The sequence below is a fragment of the Paenibacillus sp. GM1FR genome (assembly GCF_002803315.1).
GTDB lineage: Bacteria > Bacillota > Bacilli > Paenibacillales > Paenibacillaceae > Paenibacillus > Paenibacillus amylolyticus.
This window is the reverse complement of the sequence record NZ_MKZL01000022.1, coordinates 550,326-571,407: the sequence shown is the minus strand read 5'-3', so window position 1 is coordinate 571,407 and position 21,082 is coordinate 550,326. Positions and strand designations below refer to the sequence as shown.

At 35.0% G+C, this 21,082-nt stretch carries 17 protein-coding genes; 1 reads left to right on the top strand and 16 read right to left on the bottom strand.

Features of this window, described 5'->3' with window-relative positions:
• Positions 1-13 precede the first annotated feature (13 nt).
• The 16 genes from PAEAM_RS18000 to PAEAM_RS17925 form a co-directional block, all read right to left on the bottom strand.
• Complete coding sequence (locus PAEAM_RS18000; RefSeq protein ID WP_100528515.1) at positions 14-394, bottom strand: GtrA family protein; 381 nt, start codon at positions 392-394, stop codon at positions 14-16.
• Positions 369-1,304 (bottom strand): glycosyltransferase family 2 protein, encoded by a 936-nt coding sequence (locus PAEAM_RS17995; protein ID WP_100528479.1) that lies wholly within the window; start codon positions 1,302-1,304, stop codon positions 369-371. The genes PAEAM_RS18000 and PAEAM_RS17995 overlap by 26 nt, the downstream gene beginning before the upstream one ends.
• A complete protein-coding gene (locus PAEAM_RS17990; RefSeq protein WP_347707886.1) occupies positions 1,285-2,388 on the bottom strand; it encodes a DegT/DnrJ/EryC1/StrS family aminotransferase in 1,104 nt (367 codons plus the stop codon). Before PAEAM_RS17990 ends, PAEAM_RS17995 begins: the two co-directional genes overlap by 20 nt.
• Before the next feature lie 21 nt (positions 2,389-2,409).
• Positions 2,410-2,964: an acyltransferase gene (locus tag PAEAM_RS17985; RefSeq protein WP_207765580.1), complete on the bottom strand. Its 555-nt coding sequence runs from the start codon at positions 2,962-2,964 to the stop codon at positions 2,410-2,412.
• Positions 2,957-3,367, bottom strand: coding sequence for a sugar 3,4-ketoisomerase (locus tag PAEAM_RS17980; RefSeq protein ID WP_100528476.1), 411 nt, complete (start codon positions 3,365-3,367; stop codon positions 2,957-2,959). The genes PAEAM_RS17985 and PAEAM_RS17980 overlap by 8 nt, the downstream gene beginning before the upstream one ends.
• Positions 3,368-3,796: 429 nt before the next feature.
• Positions 3,797-6,379: a YfhO family protein gene (locus tag PAEAM_RS17975; RefSeq protein ID WP_243391396.1), complete on the bottom strand. Its 2,583-nt coding sequence runs from the start codon at positions 6,377-6,379 to the stop codon at positions 3,797-3,799.
• A 267-nt stretch (positions 6,380-6,646) separates the two neighbouring features.
• Positions 6,647-8,008: a glycosyltransferase family 4 protein gene (locus PAEAM_RS17970; RefSeq protein WP_100528474.1), complete on the bottom strand. Its 1,362-nt coding sequence runs from the start codon at positions 8,006-8,008 to the stop codon at positions 6,647-6,649.
• 14 nt (positions 8,009-8,022) lie between these two features.
• Entirely contained in the window at positions 8,023-9,066 is a 1,044-nt protein-coding gene (locus tag PAEAM_RS17965) for a glycosyltransferase family 4 protein (RefSeq protein WP_100528473.1), read from the bottom strand.
• Positions 9,063-10,886, bottom strand: a complete 1,824-nt coding sequence (locus PAEAM_RS17960) for a glycosyltransferase (protein WP_165789955.1) — start codon at positions 10,884-10,886, stop codon at positions 9,063-9,065. The genes PAEAM_RS17965 and PAEAM_RS17960 overlap by 4 nt, the downstream gene beginning before the upstream one ends.
• Positions 10,887-10,890: 4 nt before the next feature.
• Entirely contained in the window at positions 10,891-12,510 is a 1,620-nt protein-coding gene (locus PAEAM_RS17955) for an ABC transporter ATP-binding protein (RefSeq protein WP_100528471.1), read from the bottom strand.
• On the bottom strand, positions 12,497-13,231 hold the full coding sequence (locus PAEAM_RS17950) for a hypothetical protein (RefSeq protein ID WP_100528470.1): 735 nt from the start codon (positions 13,229-13,231) through the stop codon (positions 12,497-12,499). Before PAEAM_RS17950 ends, PAEAM_RS17955 begins: the two co-directional genes overlap by 14 nt.
• 33 nt (positions 13,232-13,264) lie before the next feature.
• Positions 13,265-14,032 (bottom strand): ABC transporter permease, encoded by a 768-nt coding sequence (locus tag PAEAM_RS17945; RefSeq protein ID WP_100528469.1) that lies wholly within the window; start codon positions 14,030-14,032, stop codon positions 13,265-13,267.
• Complete coding sequence (locus tag PAEAM_RS17940) at positions 14,033-14,995, bottom strand: GDP-mannose 4,6-dehydratase (RefSeq protein WP_100528468.1); 963 nt, start codon at positions 14,993-14,995, stop codon at positions 14,033-14,035.
• 8 nt (positions 14,996-15,003) lie between these two features.
• Complete coding sequence (gmd, locus tag PAEAM_RS17935; RefSeq protein WP_100528467.1) at positions 15,004-15,975, bottom strand: GDP-mannose 4,6-dehydratase; 972 nt, start codon at positions 15,973-15,975, stop codon at positions 15,004-15,006.
• A 56-nt stretch (positions 15,976-16,031) separates the two neighbouring features.
• Entirely contained in the window at positions 16,032-17,108 is a 1,077-nt protein-coding gene (locus tag PAEAM_RS17930) for a mannose-1-phosphate guanylyltransferase (RefSeq protein WP_100528466.1), read from the bottom strand.
• 1 nt (position 17,109) lies between these two features.
• A complete protein-coding gene (locus PAEAM_RS17925; RefSeq protein ID WP_100528465.1) occupies positions 17,110-18,402 on the bottom strand; it encodes a glycosyltransferase in 1,293 nt (430 codons plus the stop codon).
• A 132-nt stretch (positions 18,403-18,534) separates the two neighbouring features.
• On the opposite strand from PAEAM_RS17925, the gene PAEAM_RS17920 reads away from it, so the two are divergent.
• Positions 18,535-21,000, top strand: a complete 2,466-nt coding sequence (locus tag PAEAM_RS17920) for an O-antigen ligase family protein (protein ID WP_100528464.1) — start codon at positions 18,535-18,537, stop codon at positions 20,998-21,000.
• The last annotated feature ends 82 nt before the right edge of the window (positions 21,001-21,082 follow it).

Below are 21,082 nucleotides of genomic sequence, written 5' to 3'. Positions count from 1 at the left end.
GCAATACCTCCATTTATTTTCTTTTTATAATTATTTTAGATAAAAAAAAGGTGATCGGAACTGTTATTATCATTGCAACCAAGGGCACTAATTGAACATAAAATTGAGCATGCTCGACTAAAACATATAGCAACAGCATGTTAACTAGATATTGCACCAAATAAACAATTGGAAATTTAAGAAATTTTCGAAATGATATCTTCTCTTTAAATACAAATACCGAATTGAGATAATAAGATAGGAAAATACCCGCAATATAAGATACAGAGTACGATAAAGAATAATTGTAGAACAGCAACAAAAATAAATACATCAGGTATGTAGCCAGCGTATTTATTCCTCCACTGATCAAAAATTTCAAAAATTCCTTATTTAAACGTTTGGTCAATAACATAGGAAGGTCTTTCCCTACTTTCATCTAGTATCCTCCAAAGATATTCTCCAATTATTCCCAGCATAACCATTATTACACCTAGCAAAAATGTTATTAAAGCAATAATCGTAGTCCATCCTTGTAATTCAATAATTCCAAACAATGTACTTATTACTACAAAAGCTCCGTATAAGATGCTAAGTACAGCAGTAAAAAATCCAATAAACGACATAAATCGGATTGGAGCATAGGAAAAACTTACAAACGAATCCACAAATAGTTTAATTTTTTTGGAAAGTGTCCATCTTGACTTTCCCAGCTTTCTTTCTTGTCTGACATAAGGAATTTGGATTTGATCGTGTCCAAGCCAAAAAATCAAACTCATAATATTTGTGTTTTTTTCCTGAATATGAATAACTTCCTGAGCAACCTGCTGATCAATAAGTAAAAAGTCGAACCCACCTTTCGGATAATTCTTTAACGCTAGCTTCTCCAACAAGTAATAATACGTATTAGAGAATAACTTTTGGGAAAAAGATTCTTCACGATCCGCTCTGGTACCAAGTACAACCTTCTTACCCATTTTCCAGTGTTCCAGCATTTGCTTGAACATTTCAGGTGGATCCTGTAAATCAGCAGCAATTATGCCAACACAATTTCCAGTTGTATGTCCTAATCCAGCTTGGATTGCTGACATAGAGCCAAAGTTCCGGCTCAGCTTGATTACTTTAATACGTGAATCTTGATCTCTGGCTTCGAGCAGTAACTCTAGAGATCTGTCTTTGGACCCATCGTCAACAAACACGAATTCAAAATCACACTCAGGCATAAGATTTTGTAATTTTTGCAACCGTGGAACGGTATACGGAATATTTAACTCATTATAGTAAATGGGCACCACAATAGAAAATTTAATTCGTTCTGTACTCATTTACAACCTCCACAACTCTCATGACCTCTTCCATTTCCATGACTGGACTTATGGGCAGGCTGACTACTTCAGCATGAATCTTCTCAGATATTGGAAAAATATGTTCATTCCATTCCTTATAGGCTTCCTGTTTATGAGGTGGAATAGGATAATGAATCATAGTCTGTACATTATTACTGCTCATATAATCAATAAAATGGGTCCGATTTTCTACGCGAATCACAAAAAGGTGCCACACATGTGATTCTGGCTCGCTCTGTACAATTGGTAATGTTATATATGGATTGGTAATGTTACTTAAGTAACATGATGATATTTCTCTTCTACGCTCATTATCCTGATCAAGCCAATTTAATTTTTCACTTAGTATGGGAGCCTGGATTTCATCTAACCTGCTATTGTAGCCCTTGAATGAATTTTCATATTTTTTTTGTGAACCGTAATTTCGAAGAGCACAAAGTTTAGTATACAAAAACTCGTCATTTGTTGTAATTGCTCCACCATCCCCAATTGCACCCAGATTTTTCCCGGGATAAAAACTGAATGCAGCGGCATCACCCAAATTCCCCACGCGTTTGTCATCATATAGTGCTCCATGAGCTTGAGCACAGTCTTCTATAATTCTCAAGTCATAACGATTAGCAATCTCTCGAATAGGATGCATATCACAAGATTGCCCATACAAATGAACTACTAATATTGCTTTTGTTCTAGGAGTGATATGTTCTTCTAGTTTGGCTGGATCCAAATTATAAGTTAGCAAATCCGGCTCAACTAATACAGGGGTAGCTCCATTAGCAGAAATTGATAGTATCGAAGCAATATAAGTATTGGATGGCACTATTACTTCATCACCTGGGCCGATATCATAACCACGAATAATAAGTTCAAGTGCATCCAACCCATTAGCAACACCCACACAATATTGCGTACCACAATATGAAGCAAACTCATCCTCGAAAGCTTTTACATTGCTTCCCAAAATGTACCATCCTGAATGCAGAACATTGTGTAATCCATTCATAATGGCATGTTCATGGCGCAAATTAATTTTTTTGAGATCCAAAAAAGGAATCACTGTCACTCACCTATTTCCCATAAAGTATTAAATCTCTACAATTAGGCTATCTTCTAAACCGTAATGCTTTCCACACTCGGGACAATCCAGAGTTTCGTTCAATTTCTCCCCACAGTTACAAATATAACCACTTAACCGCGCTGGGTTCCCATACCACAATGTATTATTAGGAATATTCTTGGTAACTACAGAACCTGCTCCGACCATAGCATACTTACCAATCGTATTTCCAGCCACTATAGTTGCATTTGCACCTATTGATGCATACTCCTCAAGAATAGTTTTGAGGAATTCGGGTGGGTACTGTTTTGATCGTGGTCTAAGATCATTAGTAAAGGTTACATTAGGACCGATAAATACATTGTCGTGTACATGGACTCCATCCCAAATATAGACTCCTGATTTTACTGTGACATTATTACCTAAAATCACGTCATTTTCAATAAATGTATGATCATTGATATTACAATTAGATCCAATCTTTGCTTTTGGCAAAATGTGAGCAAACGCCCATATACGAGAATCATCTCCTATATCACTTGTTTCTACAATGGCTTGGGAATGAACGAAATATTTACTCACCGCCGTATACCTCCAAAAAACGATCATAATCTCGAATGTAATCTTCAGAATCATACAAATGTGAAGCCAGAACTAAAAGTACACAATCTGTTGAAAAATCATACATTTCATGCCAGTCATTAGGTTCAAGTATGAGGATCTTGGTAGGGGAGTCCAACAATATATCTGTTTTTCTAATTGAATTATCCAAGTATACTTTACATGAGCCTGATACACATACCAACGCCTGTCTGGTTTTATAGTGTGCATGAAATCCTCTTCGTACCCCAGGTAATGTTTTATAAATATAAAACACTCGATTAATCTCAAATGGCAATACCCTGTTATTTTCTAAAACAGCTAAAAATCCTCTTTCATCACCGAACTCGCTTATCTCTTCAATCCTGCTATAACTAGCTGACATACGTATCCACTCCGAATTAAATTAGTATTTGAAAATGTAATAAAGATAATTTACATATAGGCCAACTGGAAGTGATAATAAAATATACGAAATAACATCATAACTCAACTTGTTCATCTGAAATTCAGCTTAAATCCCTGAGAGAGTAAGAACATTCAAAAGAGTTCCCTGTGAGATACTAAAAATTGCTATATCGAGTACATTTGCAATAGATAGTGTGTAAGGGAAAATTAGTCATGAGAATCGCGGTTTACAGACAGAAACCTTACCCTCTCCTTCTTAAGCCTATAAGATCGTTTTTTCCATAATTCGATGCGCTTTAGTTTATTACAATTAATCGAATGATGCCTAACAGTTCTTTCGTGATGGCTAGTAAATTAATATCTAGCTGATGCAAGAATAAAAAAAATTTACCGAAGGAGTCACACTTTATGATGAAAGTCTTCGTCTCTCTTTTATAAAGAGATAAGCCATTATTGCTAATGTCAGTAAAGTAATAAATGCTCCCACATAGAATATTTTCGGATAAAAGTAAATTTCAATCTCAGAGTCACCTTTTGGTACTTCTATTCCTTGAATTAGACCATTAACCACATATATCGGCGTTTCCTTGCCATTAACTTTCGCTCTCCATCCTGGATAATAATTCTGAGAAAAATTAACAAATGAAGGTTTATCAGAATGTACAGTTGCAGTGATACTATTATTCTTGAAATTCTTTTCTCTAATAGTTGTATTCGCATCTATCAGATTCATATTCTTAAAATTCTCTATATAACTTACGTTGAGTAAATCATATTCATATTGATTCCGATAAATATCCTCCATATTTTTGATATTTTGTATCTTTTGAGGAACGAACAGTATATCTTTAGCATTAGTATTCTCATAAATATGGTTCGATCCCTCTACAAAAACAGATTTATATACATTTTTTTGAATTTGCATTGGAATTTCAGCTAAACTGAACTTAGTTACTTTCATTTTTGAGGTAGGCATAGAAATTATTCTCAAATTAATATGTTCTATGCCAGTAGTGTCTCCTGAGTAAAGCACAGCAGAATATTCTGAGACACCAGATTGAACATTAAACATTTTTTGTTGTTCGTCCGAATCATAATTTTCTCCTCCATAAAAATCCACATAAAATAAACTCTGATTTTCAGTCGAATCTATATCAAAATGTATTTTATAGAAGGTGTTTGGTTTAATTTCGGCTGGTTGGGAATATACAAATAATTCGCCTTTTGAGTCCGGAATTTCAATACTATTTTCTCTAAAGATAGTTTTACCTTCTTGGATAGTTTCTTTTAAAGCCGCTTCTCCACTTATCGGATTATCATCACTAATAATGTATTTTATTCCCAGCATACTTAATAAGTCATTCTGCTCAACCATAGAGCTTTTAGAATTTTGAAAATTTCTTAGAAGCCCAGAATTATTAATTGGGACTTGACTGCTATCATTTGAAAGGAGTTTGTATATCCTAGGGTTATTAAAAGTAATGAAAGCATTAATAGTAGAAAAACCCTTAGTTAAACTCGTACTCATATCTATAGTATTACTTTGTACACTTGAAGCATCCCACACCTTAGAATCACCGATATTTTCAGAGATAAACTTGCTAGCATCATCATTCAAACCATAATCAGCAATATTTTTTGGGTTACCAGAATACAGAGCAGTGCTAAACGTATATGTTTCAAAAAAAGTCATCAATACAATAATAATTCCAAGACATCCATATACTTTTCCATATTGGGCTTTCGACCATTTTCCACTCCCTTTCTGAATCAAGTATGAAATGATTATGACTAGAAACAGAACAATTAACCCTGGCAAAAATGTAGTTTTGAAGTATTGGTATATAGGCTTTGCACTTTCGAAATTTGAAATTGACATTAAATTGATTACATTTGCAAAGAAGGCAACCCCCAAAAAAGTACAGAGCCCCAACATAAACCATTTAGAGAATTGATAAAACTTACTCATCTGTTCTGGTATCCTCAACTTAGATAGAGTAACCGCGAACAATACAAAAGCAAAGAAAATAAAAACAAATAACGCACGTGGTAAAACTCGGAAACCGTTTATTCCCGGTATTCGATAAAGTAACTCACTTAGTAGCGGAACATGAACACTAGCAGAAAAAAGAAATGCTCCCAACATCATACCAAGAGATATCTTCACTCTAAAATCAGAAAAATATCGAAAGGCTCCAAATAAAAGAACAAGAAATACAACTGACCCCAAAAAAATCTCGATATCAAGCTCAGATGAATAACGAGAACCAAACGGTTGATACACCTCACCAGCGTAAATACGTGGAAACAGCATCATAACTAATTTTGAAAAATGAATCGAGTAGGACTGAAAATATTCTAGAGTGGCAGACGCAGCTCCGTCTTCTCCATACTCACGAACGAGCTGCAAAGTAGGTAAAAATTGAAAAGCAATTAACCCGAAATAGGCTCCAGTCCAAACGAGCCCGGCGGTTATCAATTTCTTAATCTTCATTTTATTTTTAATACCTAAAATAAATAAAAATATACCTGCTATAATATCTGTATAGACAACATCTTGTATAAAAGCAACATAAAATTGAAATGCCATTGCTACAGATGAAAACAACAGCCATTTTATACTTTTAGTATTGATGTATTTTTGTAGGAAATAAAGAATTGCTGGCAAATAAATTATAGTAGCTATTATCATGATGTGTTCCTTACGATATCCTCCTAAATGGATGGATAGTTGATAAATTAGTGCTGTACACAAAGCAGCCACTTTACCGCAGCCCATTTCTTTAATAAATAAATACATAAAGAAAGCACCTATCGCTAGGTGAATTGCATAAAACGAATACATAAAGATTTTCAAGGGGAACAATGATAGCAAGATAGTAAATGGATAAAAAGAATGATTTGTAAAATCTGCAGCATATGGAGTTCCATTAGCTAGAAATTTGTTCCAAAACGGAAATTCCCCTTGGCTAAAGGAGTATTTAATCAAGGCTTTTGAAGAGTAATATTGGACACCATCTCCCGAGACTAAGCCTTTATCAGATATGAATAGATTCCAGTATAATATAAACGGTATACAAAAGAAAAAAATAAACAAAACAACATTAAACCATCTGCTGTAATATAAGCTCATTAACTTATGCAAATAATTACCTCTTTTCTTTTCAAAACAAAGCAATTCTGTTTATTTCGTTAACCCTAATAAGATATGATGTATTTTTTGAATTTTTATCAAGACAATTCACTTGATTTAAATTTAGTTGAACACTTTCAAATAATTAATGATGCTGTAATCAAGAAATGTATCCACAGTACTTCTTTCAATTTCTTTAAAAAACACCGAGTACTCGCTAATGCAACTGTTAAAATAATGATCAAGCTCCAATAAAGTGTTAAATAAATCCCCTGAAATTATATCATCAATAAACTTCACATATGAATTGGTGCACACACTCATACTATTATTGAGTTTCGTATAATTTATAATCTCTTCACCAATAGTAACTCTATTAATTTCAAAATTTTCTAAAATAGAGGAAACGATTTCTTCAACTTCAGAATCACCATGGCTAATTTTCGATACGATATTTTCCGGAAATTCACTAAAAGAACCGATATCAGTTGCAATTACAGGTTTACCATGACCTAAAATTTTAAGCAAGCTTGCTGAGTTTTCTCCCTGAGTCGGATATCTTAAATTGATACACATATCCGATGCTGCTATATATTGATCAAATTGATCTAAACTTACATATCCTGTGCATATGACTTCATCTACTAAATTGCTTTTTTTTATTAAATCCTTTAGTGGATACGATTCAGCAATTTCACCGACTATATAAAACTTAAAATTCTCAATGAGTTTATTTGCTTTAATAAACTTTAGTGCTTCGATTACTTTATCTATCCTTTTGGTAATGTTAGCATATCCTAACGAACAAATAATGAAATCGTCGCTGCTGATGTCCAATGCTTCTCTCTCAGTTATCATTTTGGAGTATATTAAATCTATATCCGTAATATAAGGCGCTGGCAACGGCACAACACCTATTGGAGTATATGGTGCTTGTTTCTTCAACAGTTGCAAAGCAAATTGAGAATGTACAATTATACCAGCCGAGCGGTCTAACAACCTTAAATTCAAGGGATAATTTAAAGAGTCAGTTTCCCAAATAGGAGGAATTTTATGATTGAGAAACTCATTCACTTTATTTAGACCTTCATTACCATGACAATAAAACATTTCTTCTTTATACTCTGAAATATTGCCTTGCTCTAATGTTTTAGCAGCAAAAAAGTGATGCAGTGAATAATCATGTAATACAACAATTCCAGGATATTTTATAGCAAACTCATAAATTTCATTATGCGCAACATAATTGTTTCCTATGTGATACAACACCACATGATATTCATCTTTATTAAATAGATCCTCAAATTCATAAAATTCTCTAATTTTAAAAATATTTTGCACTTTTTCGTTTTCAACCCTAAAATTATTAGGAACATACACATCGATATCAAATTCACCATTTAAAAAGGGAAGTAAATCTTCACTATAATCAGAAATTCCTGATTTTATTGGATTTAACGGTGAAAAGTAAGCTAACTTTTTCAAAGCTCACTCGACTCCTATCTAATTGTTTCTGTTAATTTATCAATTGCATTGTCCCATGTGATATGTTGTATATCATTGTATCCATTGTTCCCCATAGAAGAAGCAACATGTTTATTATTCAAAAGAAAGTTTAATTTTTCTGCAATATCTTCAGTCTCTTCCAATATGAAACCGTTACTTTCCTTAACTAAAAACTCCAAAACTCCACCTGAGTCCTGTCTACTAATTACAGGCTTTTTAGAAAGAAAAGCCTCCAAAGTCACATACCCATAATCTTCATCAAATGGCGCATAATATACTGCTAAGCAGTTAGCATATAGATCTAAAAGAGTTTTGTCCTCTACAAAACCTAAAAATATAACTCGATCCTTAAGATTCAGCTTCTCAACCAGTCTTTTAAGATTTTCTTTTTCCGGACCTTCCCCTGCAATAACACATTTCATATTTGAATTCGTGTAAACCATTGCTTCAATTAAGAAATCTGTTCTCTTTAACTTGTCTAAACGTCCAACCGATAGGACATAATCACCAATCTCGTTACTATAATAAGAACCAACGTGTTTTGGAGGGTGATATAGCGTTTCCGATTGAATATTATTAAATTTCCTTAGTCTGTTCGTGGCATTATCAGCAATTGTATAAATTTTCTTTGATTCCAATAAGGAGTTACTATCGAATCTCTTAACTAACTCTCTTATAGAATAATCCTCTGGAGAAGAGCCATACTGGCTATATTTAGTTCCAAGCAAATCGTAAACTTGTCTATATTGGTGAACGAGCCATGTAACTTTATTATGATGTTGAATACCATAAGAAGGAAATTTAGTGCCTATAACCAGGTCAATTTTCTCACCATTACTTTCAGACAGGTCGATTCCCCTCCAGTTGACCATGCTCTGTATAAGTTGGTTGTTCGGATACCATTTAAAGGGCACTGAAACAATTTCCGATTGATAACCACGCTTGTTTAACTCTATCGCAAGTGATTGGACAAGTAACTCTGCCCCCCCTTTAATAAAGGGTACCTGAGAATGGCATATTGCTATTTTTTTTTTCATATAGTCCGCCTTTTCTTAAAACAAACAGTAAAAGATAATGGTAAATAATTATTTTTTATCTGATCTTTAGACATCAGTAGTTCGCCAACAGGAATCATTTCTAGTATTTCAAATCCGTTGTCATTTAACTCTTGAACAATTTCAAGTTCATTCCAAAAAACATCATATATATTAAAAGCAGACCATCCAAGGGATTCCCTCAACTGAGTTTCGGATCTTTTATCTGGAAAATCAGCGATAACTATTCCGTCCTTAATTAATTCATGAATTTTACTATATATTATTTTCCGATCCAAATAATCGAAATGTCTCATAAATCTAAACATAGTAACAACATCGAATGTTTCTTTGGTATTAAAATCAAAGAAGTCGCTCTTTACATATGTTACTTTATCTTTAGAATTGAGTTTTTTAGCTGAGACAGATATCATATAAGCCGAATTCTCAACAGCAGTTACAGAACCATAAGATGTTAAATCTCTTAATACTCTACCATCTCCTGAGGCAATATCAATAAGAGAATTCCCATTTGAGTACTCCGAGAATTTATATTTTTCCACTAAAATTCTTATAGATTTTCTCTCGAGTTTATCGTACGTACGCATAGGGTAAGAGGAAAATCTGTATTCATCATAATTCTCAGCTATAAACGTATCATTATAATAATTAGCCATACTCTCCCTCTTCATTACTAGACCACTATTATTATTGTCTAATTGCTTACGCCACTCTAATAAATCAGGTGATGACGCTTGAAATTTTGATAATTTATAGTAATGAAGGTAGTTAACATCATTATTGAGTATAGAAAATAATTCAGAACTTTTTTCTTTTACGTTATTTTTATACAAATCATAATCACTAAATAACCTATGAATACTATCAGCCATATTGTCAACATCACAACTTGCTACAACCCCAAGTTGATTATTGCGAATAATGTCTGAAATCCCTACTTTTTCAGTCACTAGTACTGGTATACCTAATACAGATGCTTCAACAATTGATAAAGGTGATGAATGATTGTTATTAGCAACTTTGAATGGCGCGATCATTACATCAATATCACTATAAAACTCATACATATTGAGATATCCATTCAATACCTCAACATTGTTTAAATTCATCTCTTTAATAAGATTAACAATTTCTTCATAACCTTCATATCTCCATGCCAACTTGAATCTAAAATCACTTAATTGTTTAGCTAGTAATAGTAACAAAAACACTCCTCTATCTTCCCATAACTCCACTGATAAAGGAGCAGATGCAAAGCCAAGAGTCAATACATCATGAGGTTGTGGAGAAAAAAGACTTAAGTCTAAATTCACCTTTGGTAACATTAAAGTAGTTCTTAATCCATTTTCTTCAAATTCCTTTTTTACAACCGCAGACTCTACAAACAAAAATAAATTCCCGACATCAATAGCATGTCTCAAATATTCGAGGTAGTTATTTTCATATTGTGGGAGACCATTAATACCTGTGATCGTAATATACGTTATAAAAATCTTTTCTTGATAATTCTTCTGAAATAAATAATAACTATCTAAGCTATCTGAAAAAACATGAATTATATTGGGCTGTTGTTCCTTCAGCAAATTATTAAAGTTATAGCTCCAGTAGAATACATCTAATTCGGAATCATAGACTTCCACATTATCTTTTACATCATGTTCTAAAGAAATAAACTTAAAATTATCATACAGCTTTGTATATTTATAATATTTATAATAAGTTAAAGCTTCTTTTTTCACCGCTTCAATATCCTTTTCTTTTTTGAACCCTAAGCAAAAAATATAAATTTTCTGATCACTCAAAATATTAGTTGACATTAATTTCAGCAGCTCCCCCCACATTTAAATTCACCAAACCTATACATTTACTTTCCGAAAGTACCCTTATAAAGGTAACGTCAATAAGTCGATCTATTGTTACAATCTCTCCGTTAGACTGATCCGTTATTCCCAATGTTACAAAATAGGTTCCTTCATTTAAATAGTTAGGAATCGAAAAAACGGTAGTGAATTTATCCTTTTTATCTACTGAGGGACTGATACATTTTAGCTCTTTTGTATTCGTACCATACACCTCTACACCACTAATTGTCTTAAAAATAATCCCTATTACAGGTTTTTCAATATAATCTACTGCTTCTGCAATTATTCTAACATTGAGGACAGTTCCTGTGTCAAAAACACTGGACTCCTCTCCGGTTTCATTATAGAAACTATAGCTGCTAATTCTTGCCTTCCCGTTTCCATACCTTAGTTTTTGTTGACTGTCATCTCTATGATTCGTAATTTGTAAATTAGCTGTTAACGACATCTTCTGATAATAATTAGCAACATCATTTGAATTGCCTTCAAAAACTAAATTCCCATCATAAAGAATTGACGCACGATCGCATAGCGTTCTAACAGCATTCAGATCATGGGTGACAAGTACGATTGTTTTCCCTTGAGCCTTAAACTCCTCAAATTTGGTATAACATTTTCTTTGGAAAACCTCATCTCCAACAGCTAAAGCCTCATCAATTATCAGTACATCTGGATCAACATGAATGGCTAAAGAAAAGGCCAATCTAACATACATTCCACTGGAATAACTTTTTACAGGCTTGTCAAAAAAATCACCGATACCTGCAAATTCTTGAATACTGTCAATTTTACGCCTTACCTCTTGACTGGTTATTCCATATAGATAGCTATTGAACATCACATTTTGTCTCCCTGTAAGTTCTGGATGGAAACCAGCACCTAACTCAAGCAAGGCTGCAATTCTTCCATTCACTTTAAAGGTACCATGACTCAGTTTTTTGGTTTGAGCTAATATACTAAGTAGTGTACTTTTACCCGAACCATTGAAGCCGACTATGCCATAAGTTTCACCTTTTTTAACTTCAAAGGAAACATCTTTGAGAGCCCAAAAATTGTTATGTTGCCTTACTAAACCTAATGTAATTAATTCTTTTGATTTGGAGTAATTGTTTGAATACATTTTAAACTTTTTAGATAGGTTAAAGCATGCGATAGCTGTGTCATCATTCATAACATTTTTTCTAGTTTTAGTAGTATTTAAATCAACAGTGGTTTCTAAAACTAAGCTTTCATAGCCCTCAAACCATGATTTCCCTTCGTGAATCAGATCCCATCTCAGTTGTACTTTTTCTAATCTTTCTTCTATGACAAAACAACAATTCACGACAACACTTTCGCCAGGTGAAATATTATATGGAAGTTTTGTACGAATTCCTTCTTTTCTTAAACCCTTTTCATTTAAATAACTATATCCAATTAATATAGGATTTGTTTTATCGTATGGATACCACACTTCGGAACCAGTATTAGTTACCAGAATTTTTATAGAATTCATTTCTCCGATTCGAGCAAATATTTCTTGGTTAGGTTGAAATAATTGCAATCTAGCATTATATATGTTCATTCGTTTTCAACTCACTTTGATGGAGTTCCCCAAATGTTTTTAATATCTCAGCCTCAATCTCTAAATTTTCGGGACTTTCTTTAAGTGCAAGTAACAATAATTGATATCTTTTACTAACATCCTGTTCGATATTAGCTATATCTCTAAGAACAGAAGATTTCACATCAGAGATCTCTTTAATCCTCTCCAGCTCCTTCGCCATTTCTCTATCTGTCTTATAATAATCAACCGCTTCTTCAACTTTCATTTCAACCTCTTTTCTTACTATCTCTTGCATTTCGCTACTCAATAGATGTTTTTCTGATATAGTATTTTGTTTTATTTGTTCAACAGATGTTTGTAGAATCTCTTGAAATTCACTAACCATTTCTTCTACAAACTGAGATGTTATAGTACGTAATTTCACTTCATCCATATTTTGATTCAATTTCTGATCGACAATATATAGATGATCAATGACTCTCTGATTGAAATGAATTTGTTTCATAAGTATAGGATATATCAACTTACGAATCGCTTTTTTGGAAAAAACAATGAATTTACCAATTACTTTTCTAGTAGAAAAGTACTCCACATTATAAATATTATGTGTGTCAATTAACGGCTGCATTGAACTGTTATCATGCTGTTTGTTTATTTCACTTGTATTTTCCATTGCATAGTATATTCTTTCTTTAAGTCTTTGTTTTATGATTTTTTCATCAAAATTCAGATTTCCCACTACTTAAGACACCTCTCTCTTAGTCTGAATCTTCTATATTAAATCGGTTACATCATCAATCATTTTGCGGTAAACTAACCATCCCAACAAATATGTTGCTGTTGAGATTATAATCATAATCAATATATTATTCATTTCTCCGTAAAGTACTAAATTCTGATAACCCTGTATAAAATACACCATAGGGTTAAATTGAATAAATTGTTGAGCTCCAGTAGGAAGAACACTTGATATATACGCTATAGGAGTTAACCAGAACCATATTTGCACCAAAATAGATGTGAACTGATTTAAATCTCTGAAATGTACATTAAACATAGATAGGATCATCCCTAAGCCTGTACAGAAGAGTTGCTGCAAAATGATAATAAACAGTACCAGCAGATAATTTATGTGCAAGGAGTAGCCGAATAAAATTAGAACTATGGAAAGCAAAAAATAATTCATCACCAATTCAATTATTGATGAAATGGTCAATGAATTAATTAAAATGTGCTTGGGGAAATATATTTTTTTAACAATGTTAGAATTTTCAATAAATATATTTTGAAACCGAACCAATGTGCTACTGAAAACTGTCCATGCTAGTATTCCCGAACTCAAATAGACACTGTAATCTAATGTACTTGTCATATTAGGAAGTTTTGCAGACATTAACTGAGAAAAAACTGTCGTGTATATAATAATGTAACCTAAAGGCAAAAGAAGAGTCCACAGCAACCCTAACGTGGAACCCGCATATTTGTTTTTGAATTCTCGTTTTACCATATCCCAAGTAAGAAGAATATTATTAGATTTCATTCATTTACCATCCGTTCTTTTACTACGAATATCATTCAAGACATCATTTAAAGTTTGATGCAGTGTGAATTCAGGTCTCCAAGATGTTAGTGCTCTAAATTTGGCATTTGAACCATAATAATCGGGAATATCATTTGGACGAAACTTACTCTCATCAATTTTAATCTCAATATTTTCTGAAGACATTGAGATTAAACTTTTCAGAACATACGATATCTCCACAGATTCTCCGGAACAGATATTATAAATCCCACCCGTTATCCCCTTTTCAGCTGCCAAAACATAAGCTTCAACGATATCTCTTACATCTGTAAAATCTCTCTTTGCGTTTAAATTCCCAACAATAATCTCCGGTCTTCTACTTTTTCTTTCTATTTCAACTATCTGTTGTGCAAAGTCAGGGACGACAAAGCCCGCCCCTTGACCAGGACCAATATGATTAAAAGGTCGTAAATGCACTAAATCCAAGTCGAATATTTTTGAAAATTCCTTAACAAATAATGAAATATTCATTTTAGATACCGCATATGGATTTTTGGGGTTGAGAAACTCATCTTCTACTATAGGAAATTTAATTCCATCCCAATATCCATATTCTTCAGAAGAACCTATAGTAACAATTCGAATCGATTTTGATATTTCTTTAACTGATTCAAACAGAAGTAATGTTTTAGCTGTATTAGCTAAAATTGTTTCATAAGGACTATTCCAAGATTGGCGTACATTACTCTGAGCTGCTAAATGGAAAATCACATCAGGTTTCACTTGTTTAATGATCCCTTTTATTTCTTCCTTATCAGATATATTTGATATTAAAACTTCATCAACATAGCTAAGTTGCTCAGTCGTATTCACTTGCTTAAAACGGGAAGTACCGAAAACTTTAATTCCCCTTTTTTTTAAGGCTAATCCGAGATACCTACCGACAAATCCATTAATTCCTGTGATCAGTACTCTTTTCATCTGAATATTTACCGTATGGAACCTTGTAATTTATTTAGGTCACTATCGACCATCATCTTAACTAACTGTTCAAACCCAACTTCCAGTTCCCAGCCCAAGTTCTCTTTAGCTTTCGTACAATCTCCTAACAGAAGATCAACTTCCGCAGGACGGACAAACTTAGGATCAATAACAACATAGTCTCTCCAATTAAGACCAGCATGATCAAAGGCAATTTGTACAAGTTCTTCAACTGTATGAGTTTCTCCAGTTGAAATAACATAGTCATCTGGTTGGTCCTGCTGAAGCATTAGCCACATCGCCTTAACATAGTCACCAGCAAAGCCCCAATCACGTTTAGCGTCTAAGTTGCCCATACGAAGCTCATTTTGAAGTCCTAATTTAATACGTGCAACTGCATCGGTTACTTTACGAGTAACAAACTCTACTCCACGGCGAGGTGATTCATGATTGAACAAAATCCCTGAGCAAGCGTACATATCATAACTTTCACGATAGTTAACTGTGATCCAGTGTCCATAAACTTTAGCAACTCCATATGGGCTCCGTGGATAGAAAGGTGTTGTTTCCTTTTGTGGAGTCTCCATTACTTTACCAAACATTTCACTGCTAGATGCCTGATAAAACCTTGCTTCAGGTTTGATATAACGAACAGCTTCAAGCATACTGGTAACCCCAACGCCCGTGGCTTGTCCCGTAATGCCAGGTTGATCCCATGATGTCGCAACAAAAGACTGAGCAGCGAGGTTATATACCTCATCCGGGTTAGACTTTTTAACCGCTTGAATCAAAGAACCTTGATCTAGTAGATCTCCATCAATAAATTCAATTTCATTTTTAATATGCTCGATGTTCTCCATAATAGGTACACTCGTTCTTCGACGAAGGCCATATACTTTGTAACCTTTCTCGAGCAGAAGCTCTGCTAAATATGATCCGTCTTGTCCTGTAATTCCTGTAATCAATGCATTTTTGCTCATTACTTATGTTCTCCTTTTGTTGTGCAGTTATAATATATTAAATAATTAAGTAAATCCTATAAATATTCTTCCATCTTCTGCATCCTTAATTCTTTAAGAAGCAGCTTTACTTCCTGCGCTTTTTCCTTAGTACAAATCAACGTCACATCTTCAGTATCCACTATGATTAAATCTTCAATGCCCAAGGTAGCAATTAATTTACCATTGCTCTCAATAATACAACGCTTGGTATCCAGGTTGAGGATATTACCACGAATCACATTCCCATTTTCATCTAATTCATTAATTCGTTCAAGAGCAGTCCAGCTACCCACATCATCCCAACCGAATACACATGGAATTACATAGATGTTACTAACCTTCTCCATAATACCGTAATCGATAGATTGATCAGGCATCTTTAAAAATTCCGAACGTATCAGTTCATCACGATTTTCTGAATCAAGTACCACCTTCATGGTCTCCAAAATATCATGCATTTCTGGCATTAATTCTTGTATGTAGCTTCTAATCGTTTCAACTTTCCATACAAAAATCCCGCTATTCCAATAGAAATTACCAGCTTCTAAATAGGACTGTGCTGTAGCCAAATCAGGCTTCTCGACAAACTGATTAACTTTATGAACTGAGAGTTCATTAACTTCTCTGATTTGGTTGCTACTTTCAATGTAACCATAACCTGTTTCAGGGTATGTAGGTTGGATTCCAAGTGTAACCAGGTTCTCATTATCCTGAGCAACCTCAGCAGCCGTTTTTAGTATCCTAATAAATCCCTCTTCGTTTTCTATAATGTGATCCGAAGGAATTACAATCATTGTGCTGTCTGAAAAGCGATCCTCAATAATAACAGAGGCCATGCCTATACAGGGAGCTGTATTCCGTCCCACTGGTTCAATAATAATATTCTCAGTAGGGAGTGTAGGAATCTGAGCCTTAATTAGCTCAGCATATAATTCATTAGTAACGATAAATATGCGTGAGATATCAACCAGCTTTTCTAGACGTGTAATAGATTGCTGGATCATAGATTTATTTCCTGAGATATTTAAAAATTGCTTAGGAAGGTTAGTTCTACTCTTAGGCCAAAAACGCTCCCCTTTTCCTCCAGCCATGATAACACATGTAATATTCATTTCATCCTCCAAACTTCCATATAGAAATATACTCTAATCTTTTCTGAATCAAGCTCCCGATGGTTTGTGGAGAGTAGTGCTGCTTAATGTACGCCTCTCCTTTTGACGATACCTGTTCGTAATAGTTTCTATCATCATAAAGTTTACGCATATAATAACTTGCATGCTCTATATCAGGGTCAGCCCAATATTGGTATGCTTTGTACGGACCAAAGTCTTGTTTCAAGTTCACTAGGGTATAGCTCACTATACATGAATTATAATGATTCATAAAATCTAAGTTGGATGACCACCCTGTACCCACAGCCGGTTTACCTAAATACATGGCCTCAGCAAGCCCCAGGCCGAAACCTTCGCTTCGGTGAAGAGAAACATAACTATCTGTTACAGAAATCAATGCATTTGTATCATTTCTTGTAAGCGTCTCTTCAATTAGATAAATATTCTTATATTCGCCTATGATTTCATGCAATTCTTCTAGATTCTTTTGTGCATATCCAACGCCGTTCACTTTTACTACGAGGCCTACGGACTGATCGTTCGGTAAAAAAGCGGTTTGAAATGCCCTAATTGAAGCCTTCGGATTTTTTCTTTCCTGATAACTTTTCAAGTCATACATTGTTAAAAATAAAAATGCAGTCTGCGGTAAATTATAGTAGGCTCGGTCTCTCATATGCTGTATGGAAACTTCAATACTATGCGGGATTTTCACTACGGGCACAGGGCTTTTTTGTGCAATGGAGTCAGCAATAAACGTAGAAGGAACCCAAATTTCATTAACTAAGTTAAAGCTCTCCTTCCAATCATCCGGAAAATCGGGCAGTTCCCAGTGCCAATAACCTATGTTATAGCGGTTTTTAAAAATCGAATTTCCATACTGAGAATAGATTTCGATCATCTGCTCAGCATTAATATGAAACAAATTAATATTATACTTGGGTTCCTCAATCTCTTTGTGGATCCATGTGGTATCATTCATTCTGGCTGAATTGGTCCCCGTGAAATTGATAATTCCAAAATTCATGTTATCAACAGCACTAATACTCCGTGCAGCAATTCTGCAGGATTCTCCAATTCCCATTTCAGCACGGGCATAACCCACAAGATTTATACCTGAGATGCCCTCTTTAAAATGCGTCGATTTGTCATTTTTCTGTAAAGGAAAAGCTGACTTAAGTAGTTTATACTTAATCTGCTGGCGAGCCTTAGTTGAAAACAACTTAACACTCAAGGGTTTCAATTGAACTGCAGTCTTGTAAATAATCTTATATATTAATGATTTCAACTTTGCCATTTGACATTTAATCGTCCTTTATATTTTCATTTTGAGTCAAAGTAACATACTTCTACTACAAGCGTAATAGGACAACCTACTACGTTCTATGCTAAAATAATGTCGTATCTACAAGCAAAGGAGACTCATATCTTGTCGAATCCAGTATACGGGAAACAAAAGAAAACGTCGAGCAAAGCAACTATTCACTCGACCTCGCCACAATTATGGACCCTAACCATAGGACTCATCTTATTTTTACTCTGGTCCTCTTTCCAAGTTGCGTTATTTAATGGACAATTGCTTCAATTTGAAGGACCCATTTATTGGGCCGTTGCCCTAACAACCCTCCTGTTCGTGATGTGGGTTGCTGTCTACTTCAAACAGATGAAATTAGAAACTCAGCAAGATTGGCTTAAGATTGCAGTGATATTGCTGCCACTCACGTATGTCCTGTCACTCATCAATGCAGCATCTGAATATTTGGCAGTCAACATGATCCTCATTCAATGTATTTATGCCATGATCTTTGTGATAACTATGTACCTGCTCAAAAACAACAAAATCAATCATATCATACAATCCTCCTTAATAGGAATTGCATATGTAATTGTCGGATTTGGTTTGTTGAACTGGCTTGGGGCTTCCAATTTGGCAGGTAGGCTAGTTGGATGGTTCTCTTCAGGTGTTGTTAACGGGATATACAATCAAACGATTTGGAATGATGCCAATGGTCCACGACTTGCTTCAGTATTCCAATATCCGAATACATACGCAGCATTCTTGATGGCATTTTTATTTATTGCTATTTTTAGCATGATCCGCTCCAAAAAAATGTACACACAGCTACTGCATGGATTCATGCTTGTTCCCATCTTACTCTCCCTGTTGCTTACACTTTCGCGGACAGGTCTTGTGATGATGCCAATGGTGTTCGTGATTATCCTGTTGTTGCTTAAACCAGCAAAACAGATTTTATGGTTCATTTATCTTGTCATTTCAGGAATAGGAACAATTGCAATCTTAAATCCGGTCAATACTGCTGGACTAGAACTGCAGCAACAGTTCACTGCTGGAGTTGCAGCCAAAGGTTGGATCTATCTGGTTGCAGCATCCATCGTTGTCGCAATCATCATCTGGGCTATTCAACGTTGGATCGCTCCCAAGCTGGAAACAAAGCTCCATACCTGGGGTAAACGTAAAGGTTCAAGCTTGTGGATCCCGCTAGGCTCCATACTGCTCGCCATTATCGTTGCAGTGTTGCTGTTGGGTACCAGTGTTCGTAACATTTTGCCGGACAGCATTAGCACACGACTTGAGAATATCAACTTCCAGCAGCACAGTGTTCTTGAACGAATCACTTTCTATAAAGATGCCGCAAAGGTCATTGCAGATTACCCATTGATTGGTGCAGGTGGTGGGGCTTGGACTGCGCTGTACGAGAAGTATCAGAACAATCCATATGTTAGTGCGCAGGCGCATAACTTCTTCATGCAGTACTTGGTGGAAGTCGGAATTATTGGATTTATCATTTTCATGTCATTTATTCTGTATATCTTCTATCAATACGTTCGTAGCTACTTGCGAAGAGACGAAAGCGAAAGAGAGTCACATTTTGTATTTTTCATTTTGTCCATGACTATTCTGGTATTGAGTCTTCTCGATTTCAATATGAGTTATGTCTTCATCGGCATGCTGGTGTTTATCGGGTTTGGCGGTATGGCAGCAGCGATTGACCCCCGGCCAGTTCAGCGTTTCAAAGTAAGCTCATCTGCCGCCCGAGCAATCTATACCGCCATTGCCGGAGTATCGATCATTGTACTGTTGTTTATATCCGTTCGCTTTTTGCAAGCAAATCATTACGCGTATGCAGCGAAGGAAGTTGCAAAAGTCAGCCAATCTTTTGAGGAAATCAAAGCTCCACTCGATAAGGACCTTGCGATTCGCAGTGCACATTCTGATTCTCTTCTGACGCTTTCTTCGCTATACCAACAAGGTTTTCAACAAACACAAGATGATCATTTCTACAATGCTGGTGTAGATTTGCTTCAAAAAGGGCTAAAAGCAGAACCCTACAACAAAGGTATGGTTAAACAGTTGATCCAACTCTTTGAGCTTAAAGGTGATAATGAACATGCCTACACTCTTCAAAAAGAATATGCCAACAACTATATCTGGGATATGGAGTGGTACGAACGGCTAATCACCCGTTCGTTCGATCTAGGATATCAAGCACTTGGACAAGGCGATACAGCTAAGAAGGAATCTTATTTTACTTCAGGTCTGGAAGCCTATCAGCATGTTGTTGATGGAGTAGAACACTTAAAGACTCTCCCTGAAGGACAGCTCCAAGGACAGCCATTCGAGCTGACTCCAACAATGATTCTGAACGCGGGGAAAATAAATTATATGTTAAACGATTCAGCTGGAGCTGCTACTATCCTTAAGGGTGGGATTGCAGAGGATCTGACCGATGCTACCAACCGTGAAATTGCTCGTTGGTACCTTGCCGCTCTAACTAAAGATGGGCAACAGGATAAAGAAATTTATGATAAGCTTATCGCTGTCGCACCTAATGAAGCAGACGAGATTAAACAAATAGCAGAACTGAATTTCTAAATGTACTAGTGGTCCTCTATAATTCCACACAAAAAAGGTTTGCCCCCATCAAAGGGCAAACCTTTTTTGTGATCTAATACGT